Source organism: Streptomyces sp. NPDC102441, from assembly GCF_044765585.1.
Classification (GTDB): Bacteria; Actinomycetota; Actinomycetes; order Streptomycetales; family Streptomycetaceae; genus Streptomyces.
This window is the reverse complement of record NZ_JBIWKH010000013.1, coordinates 288,868-305,983: the sequence shown is the minus strand read 5'-3', so window position 1 is coordinate 305,983 and position 17,116 is coordinate 288,868. Positions and strand designations below refer to the sequence as shown.

Annotated in this window: 15 protein-coding genes, 1 rRNA gene and 1 riboswitch; of the genes, 13 read left to right on the top strand and 3 right to left on the bottom strand. The window is 68.8% G+C overall.

Annotation, left to right across the window (positions count from 1 at the left end; all coding sequences use genetic code 11):
- The 11 genes from rrf to ACIREO_RS27965 form a co-directional block, all read left to right on the top strand.
- Nucleotides 1-88, top strand: a 5S ribosomal RNA gene (gene rrf, locus ACIREO_RS28015); the annotation flags it as partial.
- Between the two features lie 144 nt (nt 89-232).
- Nucleotides 233-841 carry a CDP-alcohol phosphatidyltransferase family protein gene (locus tag ACIREO_RS28010; RefSeq protein WP_404115076.1) on the top strand — a complete coding sequence of 203 codons (609 nt, stop codon included), beginning with the start codon at nt 233-235 and terminating at the stop codon, nt 839-841.
- Nucleotides 842-952: 111 nt separating this feature from the next.
- Nucleotides 953-3,448 carry a sugar phosphate nucleotidyltransferase gene (locus tag ACIREO_RS28005; RefSeq protein WP_404115074.1) on the top strand — a complete coding sequence of 832 codons (2,496 nt, stop codon included), beginning with the start codon at nt 953-955 and terminating at the stop codon, nt 3,446-3,448.
- 101 nt (nt 3,449-3,549) lie between these two features.
- Entirely contained in the window at nt 3,550-4,470 is a 921-nt protein-coding gene (locus ACIREO_RS28000) for a DUF881 domain-containing protein (protein ID WP_404115072.1), read from the top strand.
- Nucleotides 4,467-4,799, top strand: a complete 333-nt coding sequence (locus ACIREO_RS27995) for a small basic family protein (RefSeq protein WP_003970459.1) — start codon at nt 4,467-4,469, stop codon at nt 4,797-4,799. The genes ACIREO_RS28000 and ACIREO_RS27995 overlap by 4 nt, the downstream gene beginning before the upstream one ends.
- A gap of 5 nt (nt 4,800-4,804) precedes the next feature.
- Nucleotides 4,805-5,659, top strand: a complete 855-nt coding sequence (locus ACIREO_RS27990; RefSeq protein WP_404115070.1) for a DUF881 domain-containing protein — start codon at nt 4,805-4,807, stop codon at nt 5,657-5,659.
- Nucleotides 5,660-5,849: 190 nt separating this feature from the next.
- On the top strand, nt 5,850-6,632 hold the full coding sequence (locus ACIREO_RS27985) for an FHA domain-containing protein (protein WP_404115067.1): 783 nt from the start codon (nt 5,850-5,852) through the stop codon (nt 6,630-6,632).
- 42 nt (nt 6,633-6,674) lie between these two features.
- Nucleotides 6,675-7,418, top strand: coding sequence for a MerR family transcriptional regulator (locus ACIREO_RS27980; RefSeq protein ID WP_404115064.1), 744 nt, complete (start codon nt 6,675-6,677; stop codon nt 7,416-7,418).
- A 53-nt stretch (nt 7,419-7,471) separates the two neighbouring features.
- Nucleotides 7,472-7,945, top strand: coding sequence for a bifunctional nuclease family protein (locus ACIREO_RS27975; protein WP_006123076.1), 474 nt, complete (start codon nt 7,472-7,474; stop codon nt 7,943-7,945).
- Nucleotides 7,946-8,112: 167 nt separating this feature from the next.
- Nucleotides 8,113-8,730: a MerR family transcriptional regulator gene (locus ACIREO_RS27970; protein WP_404115062.1), complete on the top strand. Its 618-nt coding sequence runs from the start codon at nt 8,113-8,115 to the stop codon at nt 8,728-8,730.
- Nucleotides 8,731-8,805: 75 nt separating this feature from the next.
- A complete protein-coding gene (locus ACIREO_RS27965) occupies nt 8,806-10,275 on the top strand; it encodes a DNA polymerase IV (protein WP_404115060.1) in 1,470 nt (489 codons plus the stop codon).
- Here the strand turns inward: ACIREO_RS27965 and ACIREO_RS27960 are convergent.
- Nucleotides 10,197-10,568 carry a PRC-barrel domain-containing protein gene (locus ACIREO_RS27960; protein ID WP_404115058.1) on the bottom strand — a complete coding sequence of 124 codons (372 nt, stop codon included), beginning with the start codon at nt 10,566-10,568 and terminating at the stop codon, nt 10,197-10,199. The genes ACIREO_RS27965 and ACIREO_RS27960 overlap by 79 nt on opposite strands.
- A 133-nt stretch (nt 10,569-10,701) precedes the next feature.
- Nucleotides 10,702-10,797, top strand: a riboswitch (glycine riboswitch).
- Between the two features lie 192 nt (nt 10,798-10,989).
- Between ACIREO_RS27960 and gcvP the strand changes: the two genes are divergently transcribed.
- Entirely contained in the window at nt 10,990-13,875 is a 2,886-nt protein-coding gene (gcvP, locus tag ACIREO_RS27955; protein ID WP_404115055.1) for an aminomethyl-transferring glycine dehydrogenase, read from the top strand.
- Between the two features lie 69 nt (nt 13,876-13,944).
- On the opposite strand, the gene ACIREO_RS27950 is transcribed toward gcvP, so the two are convergent.
- Both ACIREO_RS27950 and ACIREO_RS27945 read right to left on the bottom strand, forming a co-directional pair.
- Entirely contained in the window at nt 13,945-14,151 is a 207-nt protein-coding gene (locus tag ACIREO_RS27950; protein WP_103759919.1) for a DUF5999 family protein, read from the bottom strand.
- Nucleotides 14,152-14,440: 289 nt separating this feature from the next.
- Complete coding sequence (locus ACIREO_RS27945; protein ID WP_404115052.1) at nt 14,441-15,046, bottom strand: hypothetical protein; 606 nt, start codon at nt 15,044-15,046, stop codon at nt 14,441-14,443.
- Nucleotides 15,047-15,539: 493 nt separating this feature from the next.
- Between ACIREO_RS27945 and ACIREO_RS27940 the strand changes: the two genes are divergently transcribed.
- Nucleotides 15,540-17,045, top strand: coding sequence for a glutamate-cysteine ligase family protein (locus ACIREO_RS27940; protein ID WP_404115050.1), 1,506 nt, complete (start codon nt 15,540-15,542; stop codon nt 17,043-17,045).
- Nucleotides 17,046-17,116: the final 71 nt, after the last annotated feature.

Here is a 17,116-nt window from a genome sequence, read left to right as displayed (position 1 = left end):
CGGTTACATTCCGAACCCGGAAGCTAAGCCTTTCAGCGCCGATGGTACTGCAGGGGGGACCCTGTGGGAGAGTAGGACGCCGCCGAACTATTATTCCGGACTAGCCCCGTGCCCTTGTGGCACGGGGCTTTTCTGCGTTCACCGCCTCCACCCCACCCCTGTGCACCCGAGCTCGGAGACTGAGGGTAAGGTCAGGGGCATCATTGGCACGTTCTTCACAGGAGGCCCCCGGGTGGAGGTCCAGGAGACTCGAGTTCAGACGGACCGAGTACTCACCATCCCCAACATCCTCAGCATGGCTCGCCTCGTCGGCGTACCGCTCTTCCTGTGGCTGATTCTTCGCCCCGTGTTCGGCGGGTCCAACAGCGACGGCTGGGCCCTGCTGGTCCTGATGCTGAGCGGAGTCAGTGACTACCTCGACGGCAAGCTCGCCCGCCGGTGGAATCAGATCAGCAGCCTCGGCCGGTTCCTGGACCCGGCCGCCGACCGTCTCTACATTCTCTCGACCCTCGTCGGGCTCACCTGGCGGGAGATCCTGCCACTCTGGCTGACCGCGGCTCTCCTCGCCCGGGAACTGATGCTCCTTGTCATGGTGGGAATCCTGCGGCGGCACGGCTACCCGCCGCCGCAGGTGAACTTCCTAGGGAAAGCTGCAACGTTCAACCTGATGTACGCCTTCCCCTTGTTGCTGCTCAGCGACGGAAGTGGTTGGCTTGCTTCGCTGGGCACCATTTTCGGATGGGCGTTCGCTGGGTGGGGTACAACCCTCTACTGGTGGGCAGGGATCCTCTATGTGGTCCAGGTCCGCCGTCTGGTCAAGGCGGATAAAGTAGCCGATTAGCTCGTTGATGTGGAGCCGCGCAGTGCCGCCGGCCCGCACCGGATGCTGTGGTGGTGCCCCGACGGGTGAAGTCGGCTAGACCGTCGTCTCTTCAAGGAGGACGTTTCCGACATGAAGGCCGTCGTGATGGCAGGCGGTGAAGGCACCCGCCTTCGCCCCATGACCTCAAGCATGCCCAAGCCGCTCCTGCCCGTGGCCAATCGGCCGATCATGGAGCATGTGCTGCGGCTGCTCAAACGGCATGGGCTCAACGAGACAGTCGTTACCGTCCAGTTTCTCGCCTCTCTCGTCAAGAATTACTTCGGCGACGGCGAGGAGCTCGGGATGGAGCTCAGCTATGCCAATGAGGAGAAGCCACTCGGTACCGCAGGAAGCGTGAAGAACGCCGAGGAAGCCCTGAAGGACGACACCTTCCTGGTGATTTCCGGCGACGCCCTCACCGACTTCGATCTCACGGACCTCATCGCATTCCACAAGGAGAAAGGCGCACTCGTCACGGTGTGCCTCACGCGGGTCCCGAATCCTCTTGAGTTCGGGATCACGATCGTGGACGAAGACGGAAAAGTGGAACGCTTCCTGGAGAAGCCGACCTGGGGCCAGGTCTTCTCGGACACGGTGAACACAGGCATCTACGTCATGGAGCCCGAGGTCTTCGACTACGTCCAGGCCGACACCTCCGTGGACTGGTCCGGTGATGTGTTCCCCCAGCTCATGAAGGAAGGCAAGCTCATCTGCGGCTACATCGCAGAGGGCTACTGGGAGGACGTGGGCACGCACGAGAGCTATGTGAAGGCCCAGGCCGATGTGCTGGAGCGCAAGGTCGACGTGGAGCTGGACGGGTTCGAGATCTCGCCCGGGGTCTGGGTGGCGGAAGGCGCCGAGGTCCATCCCGACGCCGTGCTGCGGGGGCCGCTGTACATCGGTGACTACGCCAAGATCGAAGCCGGCGCCGAGATCCGTGAACACACCGTCATCGGATCGAACGTCGTCGTGAAGTCGGGCGCCTTCCTGCACCGGGCGGTCGTCCACGACAACGTGTACATCGGGGAGCAGAGCAATCTGCGCGGCTGCGTGATCGGCAAGAACACCGACATCATGCGGGCGTCGCGCATCGAGGACGGCGCCGTGATCGGCGACGAGTGCCTGGTCGGTGAGGAATCGATCATTCAGGGCAATGTCCGCGTCTACCCGTTCAAGACCATCGAAGCCGGTGCCTTCGTCAACACCTCGGTGATCTGGGAGTCGCGGGGACAGGCGCATCTCTTCGGCGCCCGTGGTGTCTCGGGGATCCTGAACGTCGAGATCACCCCGGAGCTCGCGGTCCGGCTCGCCGGCGCGTACGCGACGACCCTGAAGAAGGGTGCGACCGTCACCACGGCCCGTGACCACTCCCGTGGTGCGCGCGCACTGAAGAGAGCGGTCATCTCGGCCCTCCAGGCCAGCGCCATCGATGTCCGCGACCTGGAGAACGTGCCGCTGCCGGTCGCCCGCCAGCAGACCGCGCGGGGCAGCGCCGGCGGAATCATGATCCGTACGTCTCCGGGGGTGCCCGACTCGGTCGACATCATGTTCTTCGACGAGCGGGGAGCCGATCTCTCCCAGGCACGTCAGAAGAAGCTGGACCGCGTCTACGCCCGTCAGGAATTCCGCCGGGCCTTCCCCGGGGAGATCGGCGACCTCCACTTCCCGTCGAGCGTCTTCGACTCCTACACCGGCTCTCTGCTCCGTAACGTCGACACGAGTGGCATCGCCGACGCGGGCCTCAAGGTGGTCGTGGACGCCTCCAACGGCAGTGCCGGGCTTGTTCTGCCGAGCCTGCTCGGACGACTCGGTGTGGACGCGCTGACGATCAACCCGGGGCTCGACGAGTCCCGCCCCACCGAGTCCGCCGAGTCGCGGCGGGCCGGCCTGGTGCGCCTCGGCGAGATCGTGTCGTCAGCGCGGGCCGCCTTCGGCGTTCGCTTCGACCCCGTCGGTGAACGGCTGTCCCTCGTGGACGAGCGGGGCCGCATCATCGAGGACGACCGGGCACTGCTGGTCATGCTCGACCTCGTCGCGGCCGAGCGGAGGAGCGGCCGTGTGGCCCTGCCGGTGACGACGACCCGCGTCGCCGAACAGGTCGCGGCCTATCACGGCACGCAGGTGGAGTGGACGACCACGTCCCCCGACGACCTGACGCGGGTGGGCCGCGAGGACACCACGATCTTCGGAGGTGACGGCCGTGGCGGCTTCATCATTCCCGAGTTCAGCAGTGTCTTCGACGGTGCGGCCGCCTTCGTCAGGCTCATCGGCCTCGTGGCCAGGACGCAGCTCACCCTCAGCCAGATCGATGCCCGGATCCCACGTGCCCATGTGCTGCGCCGGGACCTCGCCACCCCGTGGGCGGTCAAGGGGCTCGTCATGCGGCGGGTCGTGGAGGCGGCGGGGGAGCGCAGCGTGGACACCACCGACGGTGTCCGCGTGGTCGAGACCGACGGCCGTTGGGTGATGGTGCTTCCCGACCGTGCGGAAGCGGTCACGCACCTGTGGGCCGAGGGTCCCGACGACGCCTCCGCCCAGGCGTTGCTCGACGAGTGGGCGGCGGTCGTGGACAGCGCCGGCGACTGAGCAGGTGACCGTCGGTCCGCAAGCCGCACGCAGCACACGGCTCGCGGACCGACGGTGGGGCCATTCGGCGGCAGCAGGCATGACGTGCGACGATGTGCGGCATGTCGCAGCCGCCCCCCGATCGGAGTAGCGCCCCGCCGCGTCCGCGCCCCGACGCGTCCATGTCGCTGCTGACCACGGTGATGGAACACAGCCTCGACGAGGGCTACGCCGAAGCCTCGGAACGGCGACGCGCCGAGGGCCGCGACGGGATGCCGCGCACCCTCAAGGCGAAGCTGGGTCTCGCCGCAGGTCTGGTGCTCGCGGCTCTCGTGGTGACGCTCGGTGCGGCGGAGGCGCAGGTCGCCGCTCCCGTCGTGGCCAAGGAACGCGAGGAGCTCATCGACCGGGTGAACGCCGAGACCTCCACGGCGGACACGCTCGAGGCGGATGTCGACAAGCTGCGCAAGGACGTCGGCGAGCGGCAGCGCAAGGCGCTCCAGAAGCACGGCGGCGACCAGGGCGGCCTGGTGGCGTTGCTGTCCGGGGCAACCGCTGTCCAAGGCCCCGGCATCAAGCTGGTCGTGGACGACGCCGAGGACACGGACCAGGGCGGTGGCGGCCCTCGTGAGTCCACCGGTTTCGCCGACACCGGGCGGGTACGCGACCGGGACATGCAGCGTGTGGTCAACGGCCTGTGGCAGTCGGGTGCCGAAGCGATCGCCATCAACGGGCAGCGGTTGACCGCCCTCTCCGCGATCCGCGCGGCGGGCGACGCCATACTGGTCGACAACAGGCCGCTCGTGCCGCCGTACACGGTGCAGGCGGTGGGGGACGGCAGGAAGCTCGTCGCGGCCTTCCAGGACAGTGCGGACGGCCAGTATCTTCAGGCACTGCACGAGAGCTTCGACATCCGCACCAGCATCTCCGAGCAGGAGGAGGTGCGCCTTCCGGCCGCGCCCAGCCTGATCGTACGTACAGCAGAGCCTCAGGCCGCAGACACGGGCAGTGGTGCGGCAGACACAGGGAAGGGCACATCGTGATCGCCGTACTGGGCCTCGTCGTGGGAGTCGTGGTCGGACTGTTGGTCCGGCCCGAAGTGCCGGCGGTGGTCGAGCCCTATCTGCCGATCGCAGTGGTGGCCGCGCTCGACGCCGTCTTCGGCGGGCTGAGGGCCATGCTCGACGGAATCTTCGTGGACAAGGTCTTCGTCGTGTCGTTCCTGTCGAACGTCGTGGTGGCCGCGCTGATCGTCTTCCTCGGCGACAAACTGGGCGTCGGGGCCCAGCTCTCCACCGGTGTGGTGGTCGTGCTCGGCATCCGGATCTTCTCCAACGCCGCGGCCATCCGCCGGCACGTCTTCCGGGCGTGAGGCCGATGAGTAACGAACAGAACCCGGGCGACGCACAGCAGCCGGACAACGCACGCCGGCCCGGCAGCGGGGATCCCGCCGGCGCGCTCCCGGCCGAAGCGTCCGGGCCCGCTCCGACTCCGCCGGCCCGGTCCGAGGAGGCCTCGGGGCGCCAGCGGCTGCGGGCAGGCCTCTGGCCGCCCAGGGTGAGCAGGGCCCAACTGATCGTGGCGCTCCTGCTGTTCGTCCTCGGCCTGGGGCTGGCCATCCAGGTCAGGTCGAACAGCGACAACAGCGCCCTGCGTGGGGCCCGCCAGGAGGACCTGGTCCGCATCCTCGACGAGCTGGACAACCGCACCCAGCGCCTGGAGGACGAGAAGCAGCGCCTCGACGACCAGCGCACGGAACTGGAGAACAGCTCCGACCAGGCGGAGGAGGCCCGCAAACAGACGCTCGAGAAGGAGCGGCAGCTGGGTGTGCTGGCGGGCACCGTCGCCGCACACGGCCCCGGCATCACTCTGACCATCAGCGATCCGGGTGGCGCCGTGGAGGCCGACATGCTCCTCGACACCATCCAGGAGCTGCGCGCCGCGGGCGCCGAAGCCATCGAGATCAACGGTGTGCGGGTCGTGGCGAACACATACTTCTCCGGTGACGGGGGAGAGTTGAGGGTCGACGGCCGGAAGGTCGAGTCTCCCTACGAGTTCAAGGTCATCGGTAAGCCACAGGACCTGGAGCCGGCTCTGAACATTCCCGGTGGGGTCGTGCAGACGCTCGAGAAGGAGCAGGCCACGGCCGAGGTGGCGCGTGCCGACGACATCGTCGTGGACGCCGTGCGGCCCGCGAAGCAGCCTGATCACGCTCGGTCGTCGCCACAGTGAGGCGGCGGTGTGCTGTGCTCGAAGGACACGGGCGCCAGGTTGCGGGGGGTCGGCGCAACGGATCGGTGACGCGTGGTGGAAACTGTCGGGTGGATACGGACGTTGTGAGGATGTCCGGGTCGGCAGGTGTGTTCATTCAGGGTTCGTCCTGCCCCACGGGCGGGTCTATTTCGGTCAAGGGGAAACGCCCGTGAAGTTGTTTGCGAAGTTGTTCGGAAAGAGCGCCCGCGAGGACAGCAACAGCGCTGCCCGCCACCGCGCTCCGCGTCAGAGCGCCGAGGAGCAGGGCTCGGAGCGCCCGCTCTTCCGCGACGAGGTCCAGGGAGGCACCGGCGGGTCCGGCGCGTCGTCCGTTGACCCCGGAGGTGCAGGGCGCATAGGTTTCGGTGAACCATCGACCTCGAGTACGGGTGGAGGGTCCGCCCCCGCTCCGGAGGGCTCGTCCATGCCGGTTTGTACGAGGTGCGGGCATCGCAATGCCGAGGCCAGCCGTTTCTGTTCCAACTGCGGCGCGCCGCTGAGGGGCGGAGTGCCCGAGCGTGCCTCCGAGACGACCTCGACCATCTCGATCTCCGGTATCGAGGCGTACGAGGCAGAGGCGACAGGCCAGACGGCGGTTCCCTCGCTCTCCCCGGAGGCTCAGGCCGCAGTCGACGCCCTGCCGGCGGGTTCCGCACTACTGGTGGTGCGACGCGGACCGAACTCCGGCAGCCGCTTCCTGCTGGACGGCGACCTGACGACGGCCGGCCGCCACCCGCAGAGCGACATCTTCCTCGACGATGTGACCGTGTCGCGGCGTCATGTGGAGTTCCGCAGGAACGCGGACGGTAGTTTCACCGTGGGCGACGTCGGCAGTCTCAACGGCACCTACGTCAACCGTGAGCGCATCGATTCCGTCGCGCTGACCAACGGCGACGAGGTCCAGATCGGAAAGTACCGACTGGTCTTCTACGCGAGCCAGCGGGGCGTGTGACCCTCCCCCGGACGTAGTCCGGGGGGACCCCCAGGAAGGTCCATGCTGCGAACACCGACAGGCGGTGCCGGTCACGGCACCGCCGCCGCGGGCGAGCGCGCGATGAGCATCGGCACGGTGCTTCTGCAACTGCGCGACGAATTTCCCGAAGTCACCATCTCCAAGATCCGCTTCCTGGAGGCGGAAGGGCTCATCGAACCCAGGAGGACGCCGTCGGGCTACCGGAAGTTCAGCCCTGCCGACGTCGAACGGCTGGCGCAGGTCCTGCGCATGCAGCGCGACCACTACCTGCCGCTCAAGGTCATCCGTGAGCACCTGGAGGCCCTGGCACGCGGTGAGCAGGTGGCGCTGCCGTCTGGCGGCGGACAGGGCGATCCTGCCGACGTCCTGGGGGACCATGCCCTGGGGCGGGCCACCGCCACCCGTATCGGACGCTCCGAGCTCCTGGCCGCCACCGAGGCCACGGAGGAGCAGCTCGACGAGTGGGAGTCGTACGGGCTGATCGTGCCCGCCAACGGCGGGAGCTACGACGCCGAGGCGGTGACGGTGGCACGGCTCGTGGCGGACCTGCGCAGATTCGGTCTCGAACCGCGGCATCTGAGGGCCGTCAAGGCGGCCGCAGAGCGTGAGGCGGGGCTGGTCGAGCAGGTGGTCGCACCCCTGCGCCGGCACCGGAACCCGCAGACCAGGGCGCATGCGGAGGCCACCGCGAGGGAGCTCGCGGATCTCTCCGTCCGGCTTCATGCCGCGCTCGTACAGACCGCTCTGAGGGCAAGCTTCCACTGAGGGCGGAGGAGCCCGACTATCCAAACATGGCGGGCACGTCCTAGGGTTGCTGTGTGAACGAGCTCGACGTTGTGGGTGTCCGGGTGGAAATGCCCTCCAACCAACCGATCGTGCTCCTGCGTGAAGTGGGAGGCGACCGGTATCTCCCTATTTGGATCGGCCCTGGGGAAGCGACCGCGATCGCCTTCGCCCAGCAGGGCATGGCTCCGGCCAGGCCGCTGACCCATGATCTCTTCAAGGATGTGCTCGAGGCCGTGGGCCAGGAGCTCACCGAGGTCCGCATCACGGACCTGCGTGAAGGGGTTTTCTACGCGGAGCTGGTCTTCGCCAGCGGGGTCGAGGTGAGCGCGCGGCCGTCCGACGCCATAGCGCTCGCCCTGCGCACCGGCACGCCGATCTACGGCAGTGACGGGGTGCTGGACGACGCGGGCATCGCCATCCCGGACGAGCAGGAGGACGAGGTGGAGAAGTTCCGCGAGTTCCTCGATCAGATCTCGCCGGAGGACTTCGGGACCAACAGCCAGTGACCGTCCATGGAGGCGGTGTCAGCGCATCCGACAAGCCGTTCCCGTAAATCAGTCACGGGAAACCACCCTCAGGGTGATTATCACTCGGCGTGCCGAGTGTGGCGATCGTTGACGCACCCCTGGTGACTGCCTACCTTCGAGGTGGCAGGTCAAGGACGGAGGTCGGCGTGAGAAGCAGCGGCGACGGTACGGCTGCGGGTGGGCCGTACCGGCAGCACGGCAGTGCGGCCGACCACTCCATCAGACAGCCGGTTCAGCCGGCGGTGGTGGCAGCGGACGGTGCGGCAGTGGCAGGGGACATCGGCTATCGGGGGCCCACAGCGTGCGCGGCGGCCGGGATCACCTATCGACAGCTCGACTACTGGGCGCGTACGGGACTGGTGGAACCGAGCGTACGTCCGGCGTACGGGTCCGGGACACAGCGTCTCTACAGTTTCCGGGACGTGGTTCTCCTCAAGATCGTCAAGCGGTTCCTGGACACGGGCGTCGCTCTGCAGAACATCCGGACCACCGTTCAGCACCTCAGGGCGCGTGGTTTCACGGATCTCGAGCGGATGACCCTGATGAGTGACGGAGCGACGGTCTACGAATGCTCCTCGCCCGACGAGGTCGTGAATCTGCTCCAGGGCGGCCAGGGCGTCTTCGGTATCGCCGTCGGTGTCGTCTGGCGGGATGTCGACGCGGCGTTGTCCCAGCTCCACGGTGAGCGCGTCGACACGGGGGAGACCCTGATCGGTCACAACCCCGCCGACGAACTGGCGCGGCGGCGCAATCGCGCCGGCTGAGGCGCCGGGGCGGCAGGGCGCGTCGCGTGCGCCGGGCGGGACGGTTGTCAGTGGCGTAAGGCAGCATCGGTCCATGTGAGAGCAGCCCCCACCATCCTGCATCTGGACATGGATGCCTTCTACGCCTCTGCGGAGCAGGCGGCGAAGCCGAGCCTGCGCGGCAAGCCCGTGGTGGTGGGCGGTCTGGGAATGCGCGGCGTGGTCGCCACCGCGTCGTACGAGGCGAGGCTTCTCGGCGTGCATTCGGCGATGCCGATGGCACAGGCGAGGCGGCTCGCGCCCAACGCGGCGTATCTGGTCCCGCGTTTCGCGCTCTACCGGACGGTGAGCGACCAGGTGATGGAGCTGCTCGGACGGATGTCCCCGCTCGTCGAGCCGCTCAGCCTGGACGAGGCCTTCGTCGACCTGGAGGCCGGCGGGGTCGCCGACGACGCGGCGTCGGCGCGTGCGGTCGGCGGGCAACTGCGCACCGTGATCAGAGCGGTCACCGGGCTCAGTGGTTCCGTCGGCCTGGCCGGTTCCAAGATGCTGGCCAAGATCGCCTCCGAGGAGGCGAAACCGGACGGACTGCTGCTGATCGAGCCCGGCACCGAGCGTGAGCTCCTGGCACCCATGTCCGTGCGCATCCTCCCTGGTGTGGGGCCGGCCACCGGCGACCATCTCCGGCGCGCCGGGATGACTCTCGTCAGTCATCTGGCCGAGGCCGGAGAGGCCGAGCTCGTGCGGCTGCTGGGCAAGGCGCACGGGGTCGCGCTCCACCGCATGGCGCAGGGTTACGACGACCGTCCCGTCGTCGCCGAGAGGGACGCCAAGTCCGTGTCGGTCGAGGACACCTTCGACGTGGACCTGCACGACCGCGTGCGCGTCAGGGCGGAGGTGGAGCGGCTCGCGGACCGGTGCGTGCAGCGCCTGCGGGGTGCCGGCCGGTCCGGGCGCACCGTCGTCCTCAAGGTGCGCCGCTACGACTTCTCGACGCTCACCAGGTCCGAGACGCTGCGCGGCCCCACCGACGACCCCACGGTGGTCAGGGAGGCCGCCGCACGGCTTCTGGAGGCCGTGGACACGACCGGTGGCGTCCGACTGCTCGGAGTCGGCGTCACGGGGCTGGCGGACTTCACACAGGAGGATCTGTTCGCGCAGGCCGCCGACGCGGAGCACGCCGCAGAGGAATCAGCCGCGGCCGCGGCCGCCGACGCCGCCGACGAGCCGGAGCGCCCGGTGGAGGAGGCGTCAGCTCCGGATGCCCGTGAGAGTGAGGAGCAGCTCGCCGCGCGGCGATGGCCCGCCGGGCACGACGTACGTCACGACGTCCACGGTCACGGCTGGGTGCAGGGCAGTGGCGTCGGCCGTGTCACTGTGCGGTTCGAGGAACCGTGGACGCCGCCCGGCCGGGTGCGCACGTTCCGGATCGACGATCCGCAGCTGCGGCCGGCCGACCCGCTTCGCCTGGTGCGGGACCCGGTGGACTACTCCTCGTGGCCGGCGAGCCTGCCGAAGTCCCTGTCGGGGCCCTTGCCGCCGGAGGGGGAGGCGTCCAGCCCGTAATGGCGGTAGAGCTGCAGTTCCTGCTCGGGGGAGAGATGGCGGCCCACGCCGAAGTCCGGTGCGTCCTTGATCAGGGAGCGTTCGAAGGGGATCACGAGCGTGCCGTCGACGAATTCGCTCGGCTCCAGGGGGACGAACGCGTCCCTGGTGAAGAGACCGGTGCGCACGGCGGCCCACTCGGGGACCCCGGTGGCGTCGTCGAGATAGACCTCGTCCACGGTTCCGATCTTGGCACCTTGACGGTCGAAGGCCTTGCGGCCGATCAGGCTGCGCGGATCGATGTCGGTCTGCACGGTGCCTCCCACTGGTCACAACTGCATCAGGTGGTCGCGGCTGCTCCACAGGCACTACGAAAGGCCAGATCCGGGATGTCGGCCACTCGAGACGGCCCGCCCCGGGCCCGCTGGTAGGCTGGGACACGGCTGCTGACCCTGTGCGGGAGAGTCCTCCGGAGCGATCCGGAGGCGCCGAAGGAGCAACTCCTCCCCGGAATCTCTCAGGCCCCCGTACCGCACGGACGAGGTCACTCTGGAAAGCAGGGCGGGACCCGTTCGGCGCGCGCCGCGACGGGCACCACCCTCACCGACGGTGAAAGCCGGTATGCCCCAGGGCGTGCCGGTGAAGCTCTCAGGTCGAGATGACAGATGGGGAGGCCGTTCGGGCAGCCACGCCGTGGCGCCCCTCGCAGGTCGTAACAGACCAGGAGGCCTCCATATGACCCCCCGCCGCACTCCGCTCTCCCAGCTGGAGCAGGGTATTCCGTTCGAGCAGCGCCACATCGGGCCCGATGTGGCGGCGCAGGCCAAGATGCTCGCCCAGGTCGGCTACGGCTCGCTCGACGAGCTCACCGCCGCCGCGGTGCCGGACGTGATCAGGAGTGCCGAGGCGCTGGATCTCCCCGAGGCCCACACCGAGGCGGAGGTCCTGGCCGAGCTGCGCAGCCTCGCCGACCGCAACCAGGTGCTCGCACCGATGATCGGTCTCGGCTACTACGGCACGTTCACCCCGCCGGTGATCCTCCGCAACGTCATGGAGAACCCCGCCTGGTACACGGCCTACACGCCGTACCAGCCCGAGATCTCCCAGGGGCGGCTCGAGGCCCTCCTGAACTTCCAGACGATGGTCGCCGACCTCACCGGGCTGCCGACCTCGGGTGCCTCGCTCCTCGACGAGGGGACGGCCGCTGCCGAGGCGATGGCCCTTGCGCGACGGGTCGGCAAGGTCAAGGACGGTGTCTTCCTGGTCGACGCCGACACCCTGCCGCAGACCGTCGCCGTGATCCAGACCCGCGCCGAGCCGACCGGTGTCGAGGTCGTCGTCGCCGACCTCACCGAGGGGATCCCGGCGGAGGCCGCCGAACGAGGCGTCTTCGGTGTGCTGCTCCAGTACCCGGGCGCCTCCGGCGCCGTACGCGACATCGCGCCCGTCATCGAGCAGGCTCACGAACTGGGCGCGATCGTGGCCGTCGCCGCCGACCTGCTGGCCCTGACGCTGCTCACCTCGCCCGGCGCCCTCGGCGCGGACATCGCCGTGGGCACCACCCAGCGGTTCGGCGTCCCGATGGGCTTCGGCGGACCGCACGCCGGCTTCATGGCCGTACGCGAGAAGTTCGCCCGCAGCCTGCCCGGCCGCCTGGTCGGTGTCTCCGTCGACGCGGACGGCGACAAGGCCTACCGGCTGGCGCTGCAGACCCGCGAGCAGCACATCCGCCGCGAGAAGGCCACCAGCAACATCTGCACCGCGCAGGTGCTGCTCGCCGTCATGGCCGGGATGTACGCGGTCTACCACGGCCCCGAGGGCCTGCGGACGATCGCCCGGCGCACCCACCGGTTCGCCGCGATCCTGGCCGAGGGCCTGCGGGCCGCCGGTACCGACGTCGTGCACGAGGCGTACTTCGACACCCTCACCGTCCGCGTCCCGGGCGGAGCGGCCGGGGTGGTCGCCGACGCGCGTGAGCGTGGGGTGAACCTGCGGCTCGTCGACGCCGACCATGTCTCCGTGGCCTGCGACGAGACCACCACCCGCAGCCGGATCGCCGCCGTCTGGGCGGCCTTCGGGGCCGGCGGCGACATCGACGCGCTGGACGACGAGGCGGCCGACGCGCTGCCCGACGGGCTGCTGCGCAGCGACGAGGTCCTCACCCACCCGGTCTTCCACCAGTACCGCTCCGAGACGGCGATGCTGCGCTACCTGCGCAAGCTCGCCGACCGCGACTACGCGCTGGACCGCGGCATGATCCCGCTCGGCTCCTGCACGATGAAGCTCAACGCGACCGCCGAGATGGAGTCGATCACCTGGCCCGAATTCGGTGCGCTGCACCCGTTCGCGCCGGCCGAGCAGGCACAGGGCTTCCTCACCCTCATCCGTGAGCTGGAGGAGCGCCTCGCCGAGGTCACCGGTTACGACGCCGTCTCCATCCAGCCCAATGCCGGTTCGCAGGGCGAGTTCGCCGGCCTGCTGGCGGTGCGCGCGTACCACCGGGCCAACGGGGATCACGGCCGCACCGTCTGCCTGATTCCGTCGTCCGCGCACGGCACCAACGCCGCGAGCGCCGTGATGGCCGGCATGAAGGTCGTCGTGGTGAAGACCGCCGACGACGGGGAGGTCGACACAGAGGATCTCCGGGCCAAGATCGCGACCCACCGCGACGAGCTCGCCGTCCTCATGATCACCTATCCCTCCACGCACGGCGTCTTCGAGGAGCACGTCGCCGACATCTGCGGGGAGGTGCACGACGCCGGCGGCCAGGTGTACGTGGACGGCGCCAACCTCAACGCGCTGGTCGGCCTCGCCAAGCCGGGACATTTCGGTGGCGACGTCTCCCACCTGAACCTGCACAAGACCTTCTGCATCCCGCACGGCGGCGGAGGTCCCGGCGTCGGTCCGGTCGGGGTGCGTGCCCACCTGGCGCCCTATCTCCCCAACCACCCCCTCCAGCCCGCGGCGGGCCCGGAGACGGGCATCGGCCCCATCTCGGCCGCTCCGTGGGGATCGGCAGGCATCCTGCCGATCTCATGGGCGTACGTACGTCTCATGGGGGGCGAGGGCCTGAAGCGTGCGACGCAGGTCGCCGTGCTCGCGGCCAACTACGTCGCCAAGCGCCTCGAACCGCACTTCCCGGTCCTCTACAACGGCCCGGCCGGTCTGGTCGCGCACGAGTGCATCGTGGACCTGCGACCGGTCTCCAAGGCGACCGGTGTCAGCATCGACGACATCGCCAAGCGGCTGATCGACTACGGATTCCACTCGCCGACCATGTCGTTCCCGGTGGCCGGGACGCTGATGATCGAGCCGACGGAGAGCGAGGACCTCGCCGAGCTCGACCGCTTCTGCGACACGATGATCGCCATCCGCGGTGAGATCGACAAGGTCGCATCCGGTGCGTGGAGCACCGACGACAACCCGCTGCGCAACGCCCCGCACACGGCCGCGGCGCTCGGTGGCGAGTGGACGCACGCCTACACCCGCGAGGAGGCGGTGTTCCCGGCCGGGGTCACGCCTTCGGACAAGTACTGGCCGCCGGTGCGCCGGATCGACGGTGCCTTCGGCGACCGCAACCTGGTCTGTTCCTGCCCCCCGCTGGACGAGTACGACCAGTAGGCACGCGGAAACGCGTCGGGGCCGGTGCGGAGACTTCTCCGGGCCGGCCCCCTTGTTCCGTCGGCCGCCTCAGGCGGCCTTCATCACCTGGCCGCTCTTCAGCGGACGGTGAGGGGCGATGATCTGCCCGTCCGGGAGCAGCTCGCCGGTGTCCTCGAAGAGCAGGACGCCGTTGCACAGCAGGCTCCAGCCCTGCTCCGGGTGGTGGGCCATCAGGCGTGCGGCTTCCCGGTCGTTGGAGTCAGCGGTCGGACAGGGTGGCTGGTGCTGGCACATGGGTGGGTTCTTTCGCTGCGTCGATTCGAGTGTCCTGCGGCTGGACGATGTGTTCATGGCCGCCCCCCGTATCAAGTCGGTCCTGCCCCAGTGTTGCCCTACGGGCGTCTCTCCGCAGGGATTTCGCGGCAGCTGCTGTTCTCCTCCCATGACGCGTCACCCGGCCGGACGGTTCGATCCAACGTGGCTGTCCGTTCGGATGGTTCGGGGTGACCTGACCGGACTAGTCCGGACGGGTACGGATGCGCCCCCGCCGAGCAGCTCGGCGGGGGCGAGTGAGGAAGGACGGTCAGGCGGGCGACCCGAGCAGCCCGGGAAGGCCCGGAAGAGGAGCGGGGGTGACACGCAGCGTCATGACCGGGAGCAGATCCGCGACCCGATGCGGCCGGTGGGCCGTGATGCCCGGGGGAGCGGGCGCCAGAGGCACCAGCACGTCGGTCGGGGCGAGTGCTCCGCAGCCCGCGTCGGCCTCGGTGTCGTGGTGCAGCCACAACGTGAACATGTACAGCTCGGGAACCGACAGCAGACGTGGTTGGTAGTGCGTCGTCGTCGACTCCGCCTGACGTACGGCGAGTTCCGTGGAGGCGATGTAGGGACCCTCGAAGAAGTGCGAGAAGGTCCAGCCGTCGGCGGTGAGCATGGTGTCCGCGGCGGCGACGGCGCGCTCACCGCTGCGGATCAGGAAGCGCCAGCCGGCGAGGCGGGTGCGCGGTGCGGCGTCGTTCGGCACGATCCGGTCCAGTACGTGGACAGGGAGCGGGAGTTCGGGGCTCAGCGATCCCTGGACGGACCGGAGAGCGGGCGTGTGGGCCTCGCGGACTGCGGTGGGAGAACCGAGTGCCGCGAGAACGCTGCGCAGTGCGGGCGCTGGGGCCGGAGAAACATGCAGCGGCATAGTGGGTCGCCTCTCACTTCGGAGACACGGTGATGCGTGGGCGGGTGCAGACGGCGCTGTCGGCGTGCGGGGCCAGAGGAAGGCCGGTGACGGGGCGGACGGCCCGGTGCGTCAACTCTCTGCCTCGTTCGCAGAGTTTATACGACAAATGTTCACACGGTGTTTCGGCTAGCCGACCCACATATTGCCCGCAAGGCTGATTCAGGCCTTTGAATTGCGCGGTTTCTGTGGATTCGGACCCCTTCTGACCCGCGTCGCCAGGTGCTTTCCCGGTGCGGCGGTAGGCTGAAACTCATCGGTGTTTCCGCCGGGCAACTCGATCAGGCAAACTGTATATGCCCCATGCCTTCGGAATGTGCCTCCGGCTTCAGTCAACCAGACTACTGGGTGCCGATGGGCCGTGGGGGCGTTACGGATCATCTCGTCGGGGCATTATCGATCGTGATACGAGCGGCCTGTGCCGCGGGCCGCCCACTCGAGGAGGGACCCTTCGATGGGGGAGAAGGTCGTGGCGGGCGCCTTTGCCGCGTCTGATCGGCAGGCGTACCGCGAGAAGCTCGCCCAGTGCCTGACCGGGCTGGAGAGGCTCCTGTCGGAGCGGAGGTTCGACCGGCCCAGGAATCTCATGGGGCTGGAGATCGAGCTGAATCTCGCGGGGCCGGACGGCATGCCGAGGATGCGGAATGCTGAGGTGCTCCAGCGCATCGCCAGCCGGGATTTCCAGACGGAACTGGGGATGTTCAACCTGGAAGTAAACATTCTTCCCCACCGGCTGAGCGGCCGGGTTTTCGATCAGCTGGCCGAGGAGTTGCGTACGGGGCTCGCGTATGCCCACAGGAAGGCCGCCGAGGTCGATGCCGGGATCGTGATGATCGGCATCCTGCCGACCCTCGGCCAGGACGACGTGGTTTCGGCGAACCTGTCGGACGTCGACCGCTACACGCTCCTCAACGACCAAATGGCGGCCGCGCGCGGCGAGGAATTCGTCCTCGATATCGAGGGTGTCGAGCGGTTGGTCTCGACCTCTGCCTCGATCGCCCCCGAATCGGCCTGTACGTCGGTGCAGTTGCACCTGCAGGTGACCCCGGACCGTTTCGCGGACGTCTGGAACGCGGCGCAGGCCATCGCGTCCGTGCAGATCGCCCTCGGAGCCAACTCCCCCTTCCTGTTCGGCAAGGAGCTGTGGCGGGAGTCGAGGCCGCCGCTGTTCCAGCAGGCCACGGACGTGCGGCCACCCGAACTCCGGAATCAGGGGGTGCGCCCCAGGACATGGTTCGGGGAACGGTGGATCGGTTCCGCGTACGAGCTCTTCGAGGAGAACGTGCGCTACTACCCGCCCCTGCTGCCGATCTGCGACGAGGAGGACCCGCTGCGGGTCCTCGACGAGGGCGGTGTGCCGTCGCTGGCCGAACTCGTCCTGCACAACGGCACGGTCTACCGGTGGAACCGGCCGGTCTACGGGCTGGCCGACGGCGTCCCCCACCTGAGGGTGGAGAACCGGGTCCTGCCCGCCGGCCCCACCGTCGACGATGTCATCGCCAACGCCGCCTTCTACTACGGGCTGGTGCGCGCACTTGCCGACGAATCGCGGCCGGTGTGGACGAGGCTGCCGTTCGAGGCTGCGGCCGAGAACTTCGACGCCGCCTGCCGCCACGGCATCGAGGCCGAGCTGCTCTGGCCGCGCCCCGGCCGCTCGGGCGGCGTGGCGAAGGTGCCCGCCGTCAAGCTCGTACGGGATGAACTGCTGCCGCTCGCGGCCGCCGGGCTCGACGCCTGGAACATCGAACGCTCGGACCGGGACCGCTACCTCGGCGTCATCGAGGAACGCTGCAGGCTCCGGGTGAACGGCGCTTCCTGGCAGGTCGACACCTACCATCGCGCTCTGGAGGCGGGCCTCGAACGAGAGGGAGCGCTGGCGGCCACCACCCGGCGCTACGGCGAGCTGATGCAGGTGGGTGAGCCGGTGCACACCTGGCCCATCGGCTTTCCCGCGCCCTGAGGTGGACGCAGCCCGGTGTCCCGCCGCACCGGCCCTGTCGGGCAAGCTATGACGACGCATGGCTGACGGCA

Excerpts from the sequence above, each read along its gene's own strand:
- ACIREO_RS28005 (WP_404115074.1), top strand. The coding sequence starts at position 953 with ATGAAGGCCGTCGTGATGGCAGGCGGTGAAGGCACCCGCCTTCGCCCC.
- ACIREO_RS28000 (WP_404115072.1), top strand. The coding sequence starts at position 3,550 with ATGTCGCAGCCGCCCCCCGATCGGAGTAGCGCCCCGCCGCGTCCGCGC.
- ACIREO_RS27990 (WP_404115070.1), top strand. The coding sequence starts at position 4,805 with ATGAGTAACGAACAGAACCCGGGCGACGCACAGCAGCCGGACAACGCA.
- ACIREO_RS27980 (WP_404115064.1), top strand. The coding sequence starts at position 6,675 with ATGCTGCGAACACCGACAGGCGGTGCCGGTCACGGCACCGCCGCCGCG.
- gcvP (WP_404115055.1), top strand. The coding sequence starts at position 10,990 with ATGACCCCCCGCCGCACTCCGCTCTCCCAGCTGGAGCAGGGTATTCCG.
- ACIREO_RS27950 (WP_103759919.1), bottom strand. The coding sequence starts at position 14,151 with ATGTGCCAGCACCAGCCACCCTGTCCGACCGCTGACTCCAACGACCGG.
- ACIREO_RS27945 (WP_404115052.1), bottom strand. The coding sequence starts at position 15,046 with ATGCCGCTGCATGTTTCTCCGGCCCCAGCGCCCGCACTGCGCAGCGTT.
- ACIREO_RS27940 (WP_404115050.1), top strand. The coding sequence starts at position 15,540 with ATGGGGGAGAAGGTCGTGGCGGGCGCCTTTGCCGCGTCTGATCGGCAG.